Here is a 14,784-nt window from a genome sequence, read left to right as displayed (position 1 = left end):
TCCGAGACGTGGGAATCGACGTAACGGTACGGGGTGGGCGCGCGAAAGTTGAGGGGTCGTCAGGGCGTCAGTTCGCGTGTGGGGGATGGGTCGGGTAGCGGGACAGCCAGGCCCCGCCGGTGGCCGTGGGGCCGTGGAGGCTCGGGCCCTGCGTCATCTCCAGGGCGAAGTCGTCGGCGAGTTCGAGGAGGGTGGCGCGGCCTTCGAGGTCGGCGAGCCAGGCGGCCGGGAGGGCGGTCTCGCCGTGTTGGGCGCCGAGGAGGGCCCCGGTGAGGGCGCCGGTGGCGGGGGAGTCGCCGCCGTGGTTGACGGCGAGGCGCAGGCCGTGCGGGATGTCCTCGGCGACCAGGGCGCAGTACACCGCGATGGCGAGCACCTCGTCGGCGGTGTGGCCGTCGCCCGGGGAGAGCGCCTCGATCGTGTCGGGGCCGGGCGTGCCGCGGGTGACGGCGGACAGGGCGCGCTGGAGGGCGTCGGTGACGGGCTGGTGCCCGGGGCGGGCTCCGAGCAGGCCGAGGGCGCGTTGGGCGGCGGAGTCGAGGGAGTCGCCGCGGGTCAGGCCGTGGACGATGACGGCGAAGGCGCCGGCGGCGAGGTAGGCGGTGGGGTGGCCGTGGCTCTGCGCGGCGCATTCGACGCTGAGCTGGAGGACGAGGGCCGGTTCCCATCCGACGAGCAGGCCGAACGGGGCCGAGCGGGTGGCGGCCGCGGCGCCCTGGGCGGTGGGGTTCTTCGGGTGGTCGAGGGTGCCGAGGGTGTGGTCGGCGAAGCCGGTGAGGGAGGCGCGGTCCGGGTCGCGGCGGACGTAGAGCCACTCCTGCTGCGCGAGCCAGCCGTTGTCCTTGCGGCGCTCGTCGGGGCCCCACTCGTTCTGGGTCGCCCACCAGCGGCGGTGGGCGCGGTGGACGTCGGTGGGCGGGTGCCAGGCGCCGGTGTCGCGGCGTACGTGGGCCCGTACGAGGCCGTCCACGGTGAAGAGGGTGAGCTGGGTGGCGGCGGTGACGGCACCGCGGCGGCCGTGCGCGGGGACGGGCTCGGCCAGGCCGGGCGGGCCGTGTTCCTCGCGGATGGCGGCGAGGGGGAGCCCGGCGAGGGGCGTGCCGAAGGCGTCGCCGATGGCGGCCCCGAGGAGCGTGCCGCGGACCCGGCTGCGGAAGTCCTGCTGCTCGGCCCGGCCCCAGAGCCCGGTGGCGGTGGCGCGGGGGGCGGTACGGGCGGTGGGCTGGGCCGCGGCCGCGGGCGTGCTCCCCGCCGGCGGGACACCCGCGCCGAGGGGGGTGCCCCCGGGCGGGGTGGGTGTGGGGAGTGCGGAGAGGGGGGTGTCGTGTGGCGGGGTCGCTGCCGCGAGGTGTGCGGGGCCCGTGGTGCCGGTCGGTGTGCCGCCGGGCGGGGTCGGTGTCGGCTGGATCCCGGTCGCGGCGGCGGTTCCGGCCACGACCGTGCCGCCGGGCGGGGTCGTTGCCGCGAGGTCTGCGGGGGCTGCGGTGTCGTTCGGTGTGCCGCCGGGCGGGGTCGGTGTCGGCTGGATCCCGGTCGCGGCGGCGGTTCCGGCCACGGCCGTCCCGCCGGGCGGGGTCGCTGCCGCGAGGTGTGCGGGGGCTGCGGTTCCGGCCACGACCGTGCCGCCCGGCGGGGTCGCTGCCGCCAGGTGTGCCGGGCCCGTCGGTGTGCCGGGCGGTGGGGTCGCGGCGGCGAGGTGGGCATGGCCCGTCTGCGGGCCTCCCGGCGGGGTTGCCGTGGTCGGGGGGACCGGGCCCGCGGGGGCTGGGTCGGGGCCGGGGCCGTCGTTCGTCGTGTTGGTCCTGCCGATCAATTCATCCACCCCCGGCTCGCGAGCCTCCCGCCGCGCATGCGAACCCGCACTGTAGTGGACACGTCCGATCGAATTCGGAACGAGTGTGCCAAGCGGCGCGTAAGTGCGGGGAGAACGGCCGGAAAGCGAACACTTCCGGCCGCGACCTGGCCAATGGCACGTTTTGCCACTTGTCGTGGACTGGGCCGGTCCCGGCCATGTCTCGTTCATCGCCGGTTTCCCGCGGCCGCCCAGTCTCGGCGGCATGAAGAAGGCCCTCCTCGCCGCGACCGTCGTCGCCTCCGCTCTCACCGCCTCCCTGGTCGCGGTCCCCGCCGCCTCCGCCTCCGGGTGGGACCTCCCCTGGTCCGGCCACCACCACAACAACAGCCAGTCCTCCATCCCCTTCACCGAGGCCTCCGTCACCGCCGGCGCCGACGGTTCGTACACCGTCAAGTGGAGCGCCGCCGGCACCCGGCGCGTCCAGATCAAGGCGAACGGCAAGGTCGTCGCCAAGGGCGGCGCCAAGGGCGAGGCCGTGGTCACCGGGCTGCCCGCCGCCGACCGCCAGTGGTTCGACTTCGACCCCGAGCGCGGCGAGGGCCTGCGCCTCGCCGACCGCCAGGTCAAGCTCGAAGGCGCCGTCAACTTCCGCGACGCGGGCGGCTACCGCACCACCACCGGCCAGTGGGTCAAGATGGGCGAGGTCTACCGCTCCGACGCCCTCAACAAGCTGACCGCGAACGACCTGGCCAAGCTCCAGCGCCTGCGTGTCAAGACCGTCTTCGACCTGCGCATGCAGGACGAGCGCACCAAGGACGCCGACAAGGTCCCGGCCGGCGCCACCTACGTCGTCGCCGACGTCTTCGCGGGCTCCGGCTCGTTCCAGACCATGCCCAAGACCCCCGACGAGGCCGTCAAGGCCATGGTCGACGCGGAGAAGGCCATGGTCAGCGGCGAAGGCGGCAAGAAGGCCTACACGCAGGTCTTCGACGGCATCCGGAACGACGACGCGCGCACCGTCCTCTTCCACTGCACCGCCGGCAAGGACCGCACCGGCTGGGCGAACGCCGCCCTGCTGACCGCCCTCGGCGTCCCCAGCGAGACCGTGATGGCCGACTACCTGGCCAGCAACGACTACCGCAAGGCCGCCAACGACGCGATCCTCTCCCACCTGCCCGCCCCGCAGGCCGCCGTCTACAAGCCGATGCTCGACGTCCGCCCCGAGTACCTGAACTCCGGCTACGACGAGGTCAAGGCGAAGTACGGCTCCTTCGACCGTTACCTGAAGGACGGCCTCGGCATCGACGCCCGCGAGCTGAAGCAGCTCAAGAGGGACCTGCTCGTCGGCTGATCCGATCCGACGAGCCGTGACGGGAAGGGCCCGGCCGGAGTACTCCCCGGCCGGGCCCTTCCCTTTCCGTGCGCCTGGTCAGTCCAGTACCGGCAGGAGCTCCGGCAGGTGGCCGTCCGAGGCGCGGGCCGCCTCCTGGCGTTCCCGCGGGACCTCCCCGTACAGCGTCGTACGGGGCTTCGCGGGCCGGCCCGCCGCCTCCGCGACCGCGATGAGGTCCTGTACGGATTTGTACGATCCGTAACTCGAACCCGCCATGCGGGAGATGGTCTCCTCCATCAGCGTCCCGCCCAGGTCGTTCGCCCCGGACCGCAGCATCTCCGCCGCGCCCTGCGCACCCAGCTTCACCCAGCTCGTCTGGATGTTGGGGATGTGCGGGTGGAGCAGGATCCGGGCCATCGCCGTCACCGCCCGGTTGTCGCGCACCGTCGGACCGGGCCGGGCGATCCCCGCCAGGTACACCGGCGCGTTGGTGTGGATGAACGGGAGGGTGACGAACTCCGTGAAGCCGGCCACGTTCTTGGAAAGCGCGGCCTGCTGGATCCGGGCCAGGGTGCGGAAGTGGCCGAGCCAGTGCCTCGGCTGGTCCACGTGCCCGTACATCATCGTGGAGGAGGAGCGGATGCCCAGCTCGTGCGCGGTGGTGATGACGTCGATCCAGTCCGCCGTCGGCAGCTTGCCCTTGGTGAGGACCCAGCGGACCTCGTCGTCCAGGATCTCCGCCGCGGTGCCCGGGATCGAGTCGAGCCCGGCCTCCTTGGCGGCCGTCAGCCAGTCCCGTACGGACATCCCCGTGCGCGTGGCCCCGTTGACGACCTCCATCGGCGAGAAGGCGTGCACGTGCATGCCGGGGACGCGTTCCTTCACCGCCCGCGCGATGTCGAAGTAGGCCGTGCCCGGCAGGTCCGGGTGGATGCCGCCCTGCATGCACACCTCGACCGCGCCCACGTCCCAGGCCTGGGCCGCGCGGTCCGCGACCTGCTCCAGGGAGAGGGTGTAGGCGTCCGCGTCCGTACGGCGCTGCGCGAAGGCGCAGAAACGGCAGCCGGTGTAGCAGACGTTGGTGAAGTTGATGTTCCGCGTGACGATGTACGTGACCTCGTCGCCCACCACCGACTTGCGCAGGTCGTCCGCGATCCGGCACAGCGCGTCCAGCGCCGGGCCGTCCGCGTGGAGCAGTGCCAGGGCCTGCCCGTCGGTGAGCTTCGTCGGATCGTCGGCGGCCTGCGCGAGCGCGGCCCGTACGTCCGTGTCGATGCGCTCGGGCACCATCCCGGGGGCCGCGATCTCCCGCAGCGCCTCCCAGTCGCCGTACACCTCGTCGAAGTCCTCGCGGCGGTCGCCGGTGCGGCCCTCGGTGTCGATGGCGGTGTGCAGGTCGGTGCGGCCGTAGGCGGCGAAGCCCTCGTCCGGCTCCTGCCAGGGGCGGCCCTCGACCGTGGCGGACTCGTCCGCCAGGCCCGTCTCCGCGTCGGCGAGCGCCCGTACGTGCGGCAGCAGCCGCGGGTCCAGCCAGGGCTCGCCGCGCTTCAGGAACTCCGGGTAGATGGTGAGGCGTTCGCGCAGCTCGAAGCCGGCGGCGGCGGTGCGCTCGGCCAGCTCCTCGATGTGCGGCCAGGGGCGCTCGGGGTTGACGTGGTCGGGGGTCAGCGGCGAGACCCCGCCCCAGTCGTCGATGCCCGCGCCGATGAGGAGCGCGTACTCGGCGTCCACCAGGTTCGGCGGGGCCTGGATGCGGGCGCTGGGGCCCAGGATGTGCCGGGCCACGGCGATCGCGGCGGCCAGCTCCTCCAGCTCCGCGTCCGGCATGCCGCGCATGGCGGTGTCCGGCTTGGCGCGGAAGTTCTGGACGATGACCTCCTGGACGCCGTGGTAGCTGCGCTGGATCCGGCGCAGTTCGAAGAAGGCGTCGGCCCGCTCCTCGTACGTCTCCCCGATCCCGATCAGGACGCCGGTGGTGAAGGGGACGTTGGAGCGGCCCGCGTCCTCCAGCACCCGCAGCCGCACGGCCGGGTCCTTGTCGGGGGAGCCGTGGTGGGGGCCGCCGGGCTCGGACCACAGGCGGGTGGCGGTGGTCTCCAGCATCATGCCCATGGACGGCGCGACGGGCTTCAGCCGCTGGAGGTCCGACCAGGACAGCACGCCCGGGTTGAGGTGCGGGAGCAGCCCGGTCTCCTCCAGGACGCGGATCGCCATGGCGCGCACGTAGGCGAGCGTGTCGTCGTAGCCGTGCGCGTCGAGCCACTCGCGGGCCTCGGGCCAGCGGTCCTCGGGGCGGTCGCCGAGGGTGAAGAGCGCTTCCTTGCAGCCCATCGCGGCGCCCTGGCGGGCGATGTCGAGGACCTCGTCGGGGGAGAGGTACATCCCCTGCCCCGCCTTGCGGAGCTTCCCGGGCACGGTCACGAACGTGCAGTAGTGGCACTTGTCGCGGCACAGGCGGGTCAGCGGGATGAAGACCTTGCGGGAGTACGTGATGACACCGGGCCGCCCGGCGGCGGCGAGCCCGGCGTCCCTTACGCGTGCGGCGGAGGCGGCGAGGTCCTTGAGGGCCTCGCCGCGCGCCTGGAGGAGTACGGCCGCCTCGGTCGCGTCGAGCGCGACGCCGTCGCGTGCCCGACGGAGCGCACGGCGCATCGCGTTGTCGGTCGGAGCGTCACTCGGAGTGGTCATGCGGTGAGCATACGATCCGCATCAGCGCGGGCAGAGGGCGTCACCGCATCAGCTCACCGGCGTTGACCAGCAGCGACTGGCCGGTTATCGCCCGTGCCCGGTCGGAGGCGAGGAAGGCGGCGGCGTCGGCCACGTCCCCGTCGGTGGCGAGGTCGGGCAGCGCCATCCGGTCGGTCAGCCGCTTGTGCACCTCGGCCTCGGGTACGCCCTCGGTGTGGGCGCTGAAGGTGACGAAGGCCTGTACGGGCGGCCCCCACATCCAGCCGGGCAGCACGGTGTTGACGCGGATCCGGTGCGGGCCGAGCTCCCGGGCCATGGAGTACATGGCCGAGGTCAGGGCCCCCTTGGAGGCGGCGTAGGCCGCCTGCTGCACCTCGTTGGGCGCGGCGACCGCGGACTGCGTGCCGATGATGACGACGGAGCCGCCGCGTTCCTTGAGGGCGGGCAGGCAGGCGCGGGTCATGCGCAGCGTGCCGAGCAGGTTCACGTCGATGATCTGCTGCCAGGTGCCGAAGTCGGCGTCCTCGATCCCGCCGAAGTACGAGTCCCAGGCGGCGACGTGCACGACCGCGTCGACCCCGCCGAACCGCTCCTGCGCTAGCGCGACCAGGGCCTGGCACTGCGCCTCGTCGGAGATGTCGGTGGTCCGGTAGGCGGTGTGCACGCCGTCGGGGTCGATCTCGGCGGCGGACTTGGCGAGGTTCGCCTCGGTCCGCGCCCCGAGCACGGCGTTGCCCCCGTCCCGCACGACGGTGGCGGCCACCTGATGCCCGAGCCCGGCCCCGACGCCGGAGACGATGACGGTCTTCCCTTGCAGCAGCATGGCGCGCCTCCTGGCGGGGCCCGTATGGGGATCTGACGGTGCGTCAGGGTACGTGCGCGCGCCGGGCTTGGGAAGGGGCGGGGCGGGTCCCCCTCGGTGGGGCGGGGTCAGCGCTGGGCCAGGACCAGGAGTGTCACCTGGTGGGACATGAGGGACGTCGGGAAGAAGACGATGCCCTGGCCGTCGTAGGAGACCTTCCGGAAGTCGACGATCACCGTGCCGACCCGGGTGACGACGTGCTCCTCCGCCATCATGGTCGACCGGTCCTTGCCCAACGAGCGTGCCAGCGCGAAAGCCAGGGCTTCGTCGCCCTCGGGGGGAGCGGGCCGGTCCACCACGTTCGTCGCGGAGGAGTCCGTGTCACCCGCGTCGGAGAAGGACGGGCAGGCGAACTGTGCGCCGCGGAGCCGGGCGAAGACCTCGCGGGCCTCGTTGACGCTCCCGTAGGCGGCGAGGGTGCTGGTACCGCTGCCCCGGCCGTCCTTCTGCCAGGTGAAGTCCTGGGTGACGACGGCCCGTGCGGATTCCCCGTCCTTGAGGGCCAGGAACTGCCGGCACTCCGGGTCCGAGACCTGTGTGACCGGGGCCCGTCGGCGCTCCTCGGCCGGTTCGGCTCCGGAGTAGTTCGCGGGGGTCGCGGCCAGCAGGGCCCCGGCGTCGAGCGGCTTCGGGTCGGGCGAGGGGGCGGGCAGGGGCGCGGGCGGGGCGACCGTGGCGGGGCTCTTGGCGTCCGCGCCGGGCAGGGCGTCGCAGCCGGTGGTGAGCAGTCCCAGCCCGATGGCCAGCGCCGCCACGGCCGGTCTGCGTCGTACGCGTCGGTGCATGTGTGTGTCGTCCCCTCCCCGAGCCGGTTCCCGGTCGGGAACCGGCCTGACCCTATGAGTCCCGGGCGATCTTTGGCGATGGGTTTCCCGCCATGCGGACCGGGTCCGGGTTCACCCGCGGACGGCCGTTCCCGGGCGGGCGCAGTCCCTCCTCGATCTCCCCGGGGTGTGGGTGGTGAAGGGGAGGCGCGGGGTGCGGGGTTCGGGGAGGGCGGAGAAGGCGGAGAAGGCGGAGAAGGCGGAGCAGAAGGGGGCTCCCGGGGCGAAGACCACGTCGCGGGGCCCGTCCCTGGCGGTCCCTGCCCGTTCCTGCCGGGCCCCGCCCGAACCTGGCGGGCCCCGCCTGAACCTGGCGGGCCACTGGGGGTGCCCGGGATGCCCGAACCCCCCGGCGACCCCACAATGAGCCTTACCCGGTGTTCCTGCTGTCCGCGGCGGAACGGAGATCGAACCCAAGTGGCCCACAGTGAAGACCCGGACGGTGCCCCGGCGCCCTCGGACGGCCCCGAGGAGGCCGGAGCGGCGGGCGGTGACTACTCCGGCGCCGTCTACGGCTCGCTGCTGGCCGCCTCCGTGGTGGTCGGTGCAGGAGTACCCGGCACGTTCCCCCGACTGCACCTCGTCGTACTGCTGCTCTGCACCGGTGTGGTGTTCTGGGCCGCCCACGTCTTCTCGCGCCTCTTCGGGGCCCGGATCGTGCGCCACCTGAGTTGGCGCGCGATCCGCGGCATGTCCAGGGAAGAACGCCCGATCATCGAGGCGGCCGTCCCGCCGGCCCTCGCCGCGGCCGTCAGTCCGCTGTTCGGGCTGGGGGCGACGGGGACGGCCTGGCTGGCCCTCTTCGTGGCCCTGGCGGGCCAGGTGGGCTGGTCGGTCGTGGCCGCCAGTCGCGCCGGGGCCACGCGCGGGCTGATGGCGGTCGCCGGCGCGGTCAACCTCCTGCTCGGGATGCTCATCGTGCTGCTCAAGGTCGCCCTCCAGCACTGAGGGCCGCCCCGGCGCGCGCCCGGCCCCGGCGGCTGCCCGGGCCTGCCCTCAGTCCGTACGCCGGCCGTACTCCGCGAGCGCCGAACCCAGGCGGGAGACGCCCTCCGCGATCTCCTCCGGCGTGTGCGTCGTGAAGGACAGGCGCAGGGTGCGCGGGTCCGGGGAGCCCGTGAAGAAGGGGGCTCCCGGGACGAACGCGACGTCGTGCGGGAGGGCCGCCCGGAGCAGGGCCGTCGCGTCGTGGCCCTCGGGCAGGCGCGCCCATACGAACATGCCGCCCTCGGGCCGGTTCCACTCGCAGTCCGCCGGGAGCGTGCGGCTCAAGGCCGCCAGCAGGGCGTCGCGGCGGGACCGGTACGCCGAACGGACCCGGGCGACGTGGGCGTCCAGGTCGGCCGCGGCGAGGTAGTGGGCCGCGGCCAGCTGGTCCACCGTCGAGGTGTGGAGGTCCGCCGCCTGCTTCGCGACCACCGCGGCCCGGCGCAGAGCCGCCGGAGCCCGCAGCCAGCCCAGCCGCAGCCCCGGCGCCATGACCTTCGAGAAGCTGCCGAGCAGCGCCGTACGGTCCTCGGCCCCCGGGTGCGCGGCGAGCCAGGGGATGTCCGCGCCCTCGTAGCGGAGCTCTCCGTACGGGTCGTCCTCCACCAGCCACAGCCCCAGCCGCGCGGCGGTCTCCGCGATCGCGGCCCGGCGGGTGGCCGGCAGGGTGCGGCCGGTCGGGTTCTGGAAGGTGGGGATCGTGTAGAGCAGCTTCGGGCGCTCCCGCACGACGATATCGGCGAGGGCGTCCGGGACGAACCCCTCCGCGTCGCACGGCACGGGCACCACCCGCGCCCCCGCCAGCCGGAAGCACTGCAGCGCGGCCAGGTAGGTGGGGTTCTCGACCAGCACCACGTCCCCGGGCTCGACCAGGGCGCCGGTGATGAGGGTGAGGGCCTGCTGGGAGCCCGAGGTGACCAGGACCTCGTCCGCGCCGGTGGCCAGGCCGCGCGCGGTGGCACGGGCGGCGACGGCCGCGCGCAGTTCCGGGGCGCCCTCGGTGGTGGAGTACTGGAGCGCGCGCCGCGCCGAGGCCGCGAACGCGGAGTCGTAGGCGGCCCGCAGCCCCTCGGTGTCGAAGAGTTCGGGCGCGGGGAGCCCGCCGGCGAAGGAGATCACCCCGGGGCGTTCGGTGAGCGCGAGGATCTCGCGTACGGGGGAGCCCTCCACCGAGGTGGCGCGGGCGGCGAACGAGGGCGGTGCGACGGCGGAAGCGGCGGCGGCGACAGGCACGGTGGCTCCTCGGGGTTCGGGTGCGCGCATCGTAGCCAGAGAAGCTTGTATACGGCATCTATGTATCGCAGGGTGAACGGGCGGGGGCCGACCCGGCTCGGTCCGCTTCCGTCCGACCCCTCCCGATCTGACGTCGCATCAGCTAGACCGGTGCCATGACGACAGACAGGCAACAGGACACCCGCGTCGAGGACTACGCCGAGCTCGCGGCGGTCGGCCCCTACGGCGTCCACCCCGGCCACGCGTTGATCACCATGGTGGAACCGCACCCGGGCCACGAGTTCGCGTACAACCGCTGGTACGAGGACGACCACTACTACGCCGGCGCCATGGCCATGCCCTGGATGTACGCCGGCCGCCGCTGGGTGGCCACCCGCGACCTACAGGAGCTGCGCTACCCGGAGAAGTCGGCCGTCGCCCAGCCCGTCACGGCGGGCTGCTACATCTCGACGTACTGGGTCACCGAGGGCCGCTACGACGAGCACATGAAGTGGACCGTCGGCATCAACAAGCGCCTGGGCCGCGACGGCCGCGTCTACCAGGACCGGACGCACGTCTTCACGTCCTTCCAGGACCACCAGGCCACCGTCTACCGCGACGGAGCCGCCGGTCCGCGCGACTTCCACGCCATGGACCACCCGTACGCCGGGCTCGTGGTCCAGGTCGTCGACGCCGACGGGCCGGAGCAGCGGGCGGAGCTGCTGGAATGGCTGCGGTCGAGCGCCCTGCCGAAGCGGCTGCACGGCTCGCCGGCCGCGATGGTGACGGTCTTCCGGCCGACACCGCTGCCCGGCGACCGGATGACCTACGTCAAGCAGGTGGAGGGGGTCGACACCCGCCTGACGCTGCTCTGGTTCCTGGAGGCCGATCCGCGGACCTGCTGGGACCGCTTCCAGGGGCTGGACGCGGAGGTCGCGCGGTCGGGGCTGGGGCGGGTGGAGCTGGTGGCGCCGTTCATCCCGACGGTGCCGGGGACCGACCGGTACGTCGACCAGCTCAGGTAGCCGGGCCGGCGCTCGGGCGGGGCCGGGCGGGGCCCGGCGTGGCCGGGCATGGCCGGGCATGGCCGAGCCCCCTCGGCCAGGACGGCGTGCCGGTCGAGAGGGCTCCAGACGGTGGTGCTGGTGGTGCGGGTTCTGCTGGTGGTGCCGGTGGTGCTGTTGATGTCAGTCGATTCGAGGCGGTTGGGACGCATGCCGTGACGTTCAGGCGAGGCGGCCCATCCGGCCCTCGGTGACGTCGGCGACGAACGAGGTCCAGGAGCCGGGCGCGAAGGTGAGGGACGGACCGTCCTGCACCTTCGAGTCGCGGACCGCGATGGCCTCCACGACGGGGGACTTGACCTCGACGCAGGCGCCGTTTCCGCCGGAGTAGGAGGACTTGACCCAGTTTTCGGTGCCACCCTGACGAATAGCCATGTTTCTCTCCGGTTCAGCGAGTAGTGCCGGTGGGGGCGTCGGCCGAATTCAGTGCTTCCCGGCCGACGTGATCGACGCTACCCGCACCTCCCGACGGGCGAAGGGGACGTTCACCCGACCGAGTGGCATATTCCATTCAGGCCTTCTGTGGCCGGGGAGTGACGGTGTACCGTACGGGCCCTCCCCGCGACCTGGCCCCTTTCCGACCCTTTACCTGCCCTTGCCCGCATGGTGGTCGATGATCTCGCCGATGAACTGCCGCGTCTGTTCGACGTTGAGGGCCTGGGCGCGCAGGTGTTCGTACATCACGCTGTACTTCTGAACGTCGTTGGCCTTCTCCAGGTACAAATCGCTCGTGACGCCCTCGATGTAGACCACGGTCGAGTCCGACGCGTCCGGGAACTCCAGAATCGCGTACTGACCGTTCATGCCCGGGTGCGCGCCCATCGTGAACGGCATCACCTGCACCGTGATGTACGGCTGCTCGGACTGCTCTATCAAGTACTCCAGCTGCCGGATCATCAGCTGCGCGTCCCCCACGTGCCGGCGCAGCGCCGCCTCGTCGATGACGGCCCACAGCCGCAGCGGTCCCACGTCCGGGTTGTTGTTGTCGGTCTCGGAGAGCCGCTTCTGCCGGTGCATCCGGACCTGGACGCGCTTCTCCACGTCGAGCGGCGCGGTCTCGGGCAGCGCGCCGCGGATGAGGGCCTGGGCGTACTCCGGGGTCTGGAGCAGGCCCGGAACCATCTGGGGCTCGTAGGTGCGCAGGCTGGCGGCGTCCGTCTCCAGGCCGATGTAGACGCTGTACGGGATGTCGCCGAAGGCGTGCCACCAGCCCTGCTGGCGGGAGTCCTTCGCCATCTGCATGAGGGAGTCGACGAGCCGGCGGTCCTCGACCTCGTACACGTCGCACAGGTCGCGGACGTCGCGCTGGCTGATGGAACGGCGGCCGTTCTCCAGTCGGCTGATCTTCGACTGGGAGACCAGCAGGCGTTCGGCGACCTGCTCGGCCGTCATGCCCTTGTCCTCGCGGAGCTTGCGCAACTCCATGCCCAGTCGGCGGCGTCGGACGGTGGGATTGACATTGGACGCCACGTGAACGGCACCTCCGCCTTCTTCTGTCTTCTTCTGCCGTGCCGCAGCTGTCTCTCTGCGTGCCTGATGGTGAGCAGACTGCCACCGAAGCGGTTGGCGCCGCTGGGGAACGGGGGAACGGCGGTGAAACGGGGAAAGCAGACGCGCGGGGTGGCGGTACCGGTTCGCCGGTACCGCCACCCCGCGCGCTGGTGGCATTGCGGTGGAGCGGGTGGAGCGGGTCGAACTCGTTCAGTGCGCGGCCGCGCGGGCCATCGCACCCGTCCGGCGCGGCTGCAGCGGAACACCGCTCGCCGTGGCCCGGGCGGCCGGCTGGGCGGCCGGAGCACGGTCGCGGCGCGGCTGTGCGGCCACACCGTTCTGGACGTCCATGACGGCGTGCGCCACGAGACCGCCCATCGGGTCGTGCCGGATCAGGTCCCGCAGCCGGGACCTGGACGACCGCCCCTCGTTGCCGGGGTACAGGTGCTTGCCGAGTCCGACCGCGTGGGCCAGTGCGGCGAGCGCCGCGGTCCGCGGGTCCGGCGGTACGCCGGTGCGGATCGCCGTGTCCAGCCGGGTACGGATCTCCCGGCTGATCGCCGTGTCGGTCGCCTGGTAGCGAGTCGTCGGCAACACCCCGCACATCTGTCCCGCGACGGCATGGACCATGCCGCAGCGCTCCAGGTGCGCCAGGTAAATCTGGCGGAGCCCCAGCCGGGGTCCGCCGATCCAGTGGACGGCCCGTACCGGGCTGCCGCGCCTGCGCAGCAGTTCCAGTGCGGAGTCCAGAGTCGGATCTCCTGTCGGCCGTGGCATCACCACGGCGATACGATCCCCGTCAGGGGCTATCCGTCCTGCCAGAGCCAGCTCCACTAGCTGTGCCCCGGCCAGGCCGAGGTCGAGCGACTGCGGCTGCGCCGTGGTACCCGTGGTCGGGTCCAAGGCGAGCAGCAGAAGCTCCTCCGGAATTGTTCTGCGGCTCCTGCCCATCCATGCCTCCCCGCGTGGATGAGTGACAGGGTGACGCCTCTCACATTCATCTGTCGAGAGTGCCTGCCTGCTTTGTGGGGGAACCCGCAGCTATGTCGTTCTCGTCTAGCACGGGGGCGATGCCCCCGAGACGGGACACTGTTAGACATTCGGACAACCGGTCGTGGCGTCGATGGAGGAGGAACGGTGGCGGGCGAGTCCCCCGACAAGTCGGTAGATGAAGGAACGCCGGGGGCGGTGGAGTCCTCCGTGGGCCGCGACCCGAGGCTGTCGGTGTTCAGGCCGAGGGAACCTGAGGGCGGGTCAGGAGACTCCGCCAAGGTGGACGCCGACTCCGGTGCCGCCGGTTCCGGTGACGAGCCCGCCGGGCGGGATCCGCTGCGGGAGGCGGTGGCGGCGTGGGTCGCCTCTGCCGGCGCCGGATCCTCCAGGGCGGATGCGGATGCGGATGCCGATGCCGATGCGGATGCCGATGCGGCGGTTGCGGAGAAGGCGGCGGCCCCGAAGGCCGCGTCCGGTGACGCTCCCGCGGCCGGGAAGCCGGGTTCCGGGTCCCTGGGGGACGGGGCCGCGGCCGACGGCGCGAAGTCTCCGTCCGGCGGCGAGCCCGACGCGGGCAAGCCCGCGGTCGACGGCGCGGAGCGTGGGTCCGGTGCTGCTCCGGCCGCCGGCGAGCCGGGTCCCGCGTCCGCGGACGACGCCGAGGCGCCCGTGTCGGCGGCGGCCCGAGCCGGCGCCAAGCCCGCCGCTGCCGACGAGTCGGCCGGCAGTGAGCGCACGGCTGTCTTCCGTGCCGTGAAGCCCGGTTCCGGTTCCGCTTCCGTGTCCGACGACGCCGTGAGCGGCCCGCCGAAGTCCGGGACCGGGGCAGCCGCACCGGACACGGACAAGCCTGCGTCCGGTGCGGCTGCCGCCACCGGGGAGCCGGGGTCCGCTTCCACCGGACGCGACGCCACCGCCGGGGCTTCGACGCCCGGTTCCGGTTCCGCCTCCGTGAAGTCCCGGCCCGGGGCTGCCGCCGAGGCGGGCAAGCCCGCGCCCGCCGCGGCGGCTGACGCCGTGAAGCCCGCTGCCGACGAGCCGGTCGACGGTGAGCGCACCACGGTCTTCCGTACCGGGAAGCCCCGTTCCGCTCCCGGCCCGAGCCGCCCCGCGGCCGACGCCGAGAAGCCCGCGTCCGGGGAGGCCCTCGCCGACAGCGAGCGCACCGCGGTGTTCCGTGCCGTGCGGCCGGATGCCGGTTCGGCTCCGGGCGGGGCGGCGGCCGACGCCGCGAAGCCCGCGTCCGGCAAGGGCCCGGCTCCCAAGGTGCCCGCCGCGGGCGAGTCGGCCGACAGCGAGCGCACCGCGGTGTTCCGTGCGGTCCGGCCCGGTTCCGGTTCTCCCTCGGGTGGGGCGGCGGCCGACGCGAAGTCCGCGTCCGGTGACGCTCCCGTCGCCGGGAAGGCCGGGTCCGGTGCGGCCCCGGCTCCCGCGGCGCCCGCCGCGGGCGAGTCGGCCGACAGCGAGCGCACCGCGGTGTTCCGTGCGGTCCGGCCCGGTTCCGGTTCTCCCTCGGGTGGGGCGGCGGCCGACGC

10 protein-coding genes and 2 pseudogenes are annotated in these 14,784 nt (G+C 73.2%); 4 read left to right on the top strand and 8 right to left on the bottom strand.

The window, feature by feature from the left end; all coding sequences use genetic code 11:
• Positions 1 to 67: 67 nt before the first annotated feature.
• Positions 68 to 1,189: pseudogene (locus ACIQ5Y_RS35930) on the bottom strand (ADP-ribosylglycohydrolase family protein); the annotation flags it as partial.
• 868 nt (positions 1,190 to 2,057) lie between these two features.
• Between ACIQ5Y_RS35930 and ACIQ5Y_RS35925 the strand changes: the two are divergent.
• Complete coding sequence (locus ACIQ5Y_RS35925; protein WP_403890419.1) at positions 2,058 to 3,146, top strand: tyrosine-protein phosphatase; 1,089 nt, start codon at positions 2,058 to 2,060, stop codon at positions 3,144 to 3,146.
• Between the two features lie 78 nt (positions 3,147 to 3,224).
• Here the strand turns inward: ACIQ5Y_RS35925 and ACIQ5Y_RS35920 are convergent, their stop codons facing one another.
• The 3 genes from ACIQ5Y_RS35920 to ACIQ5Y_RS35910 form a co-directional block, all read right to left on the bottom strand.
• The gene (locus ACIQ5Y_RS35920; protein WP_403890416.1) at positions 3,225 to 5,816 is read right to left on the bottom strand and encodes a bifunctional FO biosynthesis protein CofGH; all 2,592 of its coding nucleotides are present in this window, start codon (positions 5,814 to 5,816) and stop codon (positions 3,225 to 3,227) included.
• 40 nt (positions 5,817 to 5,856) lie between these two features.
• The gene (locus ACIQ5Y_RS35915) at positions 5,857 to 6,639 is read right to left on the bottom strand and encodes an SDR family oxidoreductase (RefSeq protein ID WP_385129746.1); all 783 of its coding nucleotides are present in this window, start codon (positions 6,637 to 6,639) and stop codon (positions 5,857 to 5,859) included.
• A 107-nt stretch (positions 6,640 to 6,746) separates the two neighbouring features.
• Complete coding sequence (locus tag ACIQ5Y_RS35910; RefSeq protein WP_403890413.1) at positions 6,747 to 7,463, bottom strand: hypothetical protein; 717 nt, start codon at positions 7,461 to 7,463, stop codon at positions 6,747 to 6,749.
• Between the two features lie 456 nt (positions 7,464 to 7,919).
• On the opposite strand from ACIQ5Y_RS35910, the gene ACIQ5Y_RS35905 reads away from it, so the two are divergent.
• Positions 7,920 to 8,450, top strand: coding sequence for a hypothetical protein (locus ACIQ5Y_RS35905; protein ID WP_403890410.1), 531 nt, complete (start codon positions 7,920 to 7,922; stop codon positions 8,448 to 8,450).
• A 48-nt stretch (positions 8,451 to 8,498) separates the two neighbouring features.
• Here ACIQ5Y_RS35905 and ACIQ5Y_RS35900 read toward each other — a convergent pair whose 3' ends face one another.
• Positions 8,499 to 9,752: a PLP-dependent aminotransferase family protein gene (locus tag ACIQ5Y_RS35900; protein ID WP_403890408.1), complete on the bottom strand. Its 1,254-nt coding sequence runs from the start codon at positions 9,750 to 9,752 to the stop codon at positions 8,499 to 8,501.
• A 125-nt stretch (positions 9,753 to 9,877) separates the two neighbouring features.
• Here ACIQ5Y_RS35900 and ACIQ5Y_RS35895 point away from each other — a divergent pair, with 125 nt between their 5' ends.
• Positions 9,878 to 10,726, top strand: coding sequence for a hypothetical protein (locus tag ACIQ5Y_RS35895; protein ID WP_403890405.1), 849 nt, complete (start codon positions 9,878 to 9,880; stop codon positions 10,724 to 10,726).
• A 201-nt stretch (positions 10,727 to 10,927) separates the two neighbouring features.
• Here the strand turns inward: ACIQ5Y_RS35895 and ACIQ5Y_RS35890 are convergent, their stop codons facing one another.
• From ACIQ5Y_RS35890 to ACIQ5Y_RS35880, 3 genes are all read right to left on the bottom strand, one after another.
• Positions 10,928 to 11,140 (bottom strand): DUF397 domain-containing protein, encoded by a 213-nt coding sequence (locus tag ACIQ5Y_RS35890; protein ID WP_403890402.1) that lies wholly within the window; start codon positions 11,138 to 11,140, stop codon positions 10,928 to 10,930.
• Positions 11,141 to 11,350: 210 nt separating this feature from the next.
• Positions 11,351 to 12,235, bottom strand: a complete 885-nt coding sequence (locus tag ACIQ5Y_RS35885; RefSeq protein ID WP_384593679.1) for a helix-turn-helix domain-containing protein — start codon at positions 12,233 to 12,235, stop codon at positions 11,351 to 11,353.
• A 231-nt stretch (positions 12,236 to 12,466) separates the two neighbouring features.
• The gene (locus ACIQ5Y_RS35880) at positions 12,467 to 13,207 is read right to left on the bottom strand and encodes a GPP34 family phosphoprotein (protein ID WP_403890398.1); all 741 of its coding nucleotides are present in this window, start codon (positions 13,205 to 13,207) and stop codon (positions 12,467 to 12,469) included.
• A gap of 321 nt (positions 13,208 to 13,528) precedes the next feature.
• Here ACIQ5Y_RS35880 and ACIQ5Y_RS35875 point away from each other — a divergent pair.
• Positions 13,529 to 14,784, top strand: a pseudogene (locus tag ACIQ5Y_RS35875) (hypothetical protein); the annotation flags it as partial.

This window comes from Streptomyces sp. NPDC096339 (assembly GCF_044762985.1).
Taxonomy (GTDB): Bacteria; Actinomycetota; Actinomycetes; order Streptomycetales; family Streptomycetaceae; genus Streptomyces.
This window is presented reverse-complemented; position numbering and strand designations above follow the sequence as displayed.

Bases quoted from the DNA above. Each gene is read 5' to 3' on its own strand.
- ACIQ5Y_RS35895 (WP_403890405.1), top strand. From the start codon at position 9,878: ATGACGACAGACAGGCAACAGGACACCCGCGTCGAGGACTACGCCGAG.
- ACIQ5Y_RS35910 (WP_403890413.1), bottom strand. From the start codon at position 7,463: ATGCACCGACGCGTACGACGCAGACCGGCCGTGGCGGCGCTGGCCATC.
- ACIQ5Y_RS35920 (WP_403890416.1), bottom strand. From the start codon at position 5,816: ATGACCACTCCGAGTGACGCTCCGACCGACAACGCGATGCGCCGTGCG.
- ACIQ5Y_RS35890 (WP_403890402.1), bottom strand. From the start codon at position 11,140: ATGGCTATTCGTCAGGGTGGCACCGAAAACTGGGTCAAGTCCTCCTAC.
- ACIQ5Y_RS35900 (WP_403890408.1), bottom strand. From the start codon at position 9,752: ATGCGCGCACCCGAACCCCGAGGAGCCACCGTGCCTGTCGCCGCCGCC.
- ACIQ5Y_RS35880 (WP_403890398.1), bottom strand. From the start codon at position 13,207: ATGGGCAGGAGCCGCAGAACAATTCCGGAGGAGCTTCTGCTGCTCGCC.
- ACIQ5Y_RS35925 (WP_403890419.1), top strand. From the start codon at position 2,058: ATGAAGAAGGCCCTCCTCGCCGCGACCGTCGTCGCCTCCGCTCTCACC.
- ACIQ5Y_RS35915 (WP_385129746.1), bottom strand. From the start codon at position 6,639: ATGCTGCTGCAAGGGAAGACCGTCATCGTCTCCGGCGTCGGGGCCGGG.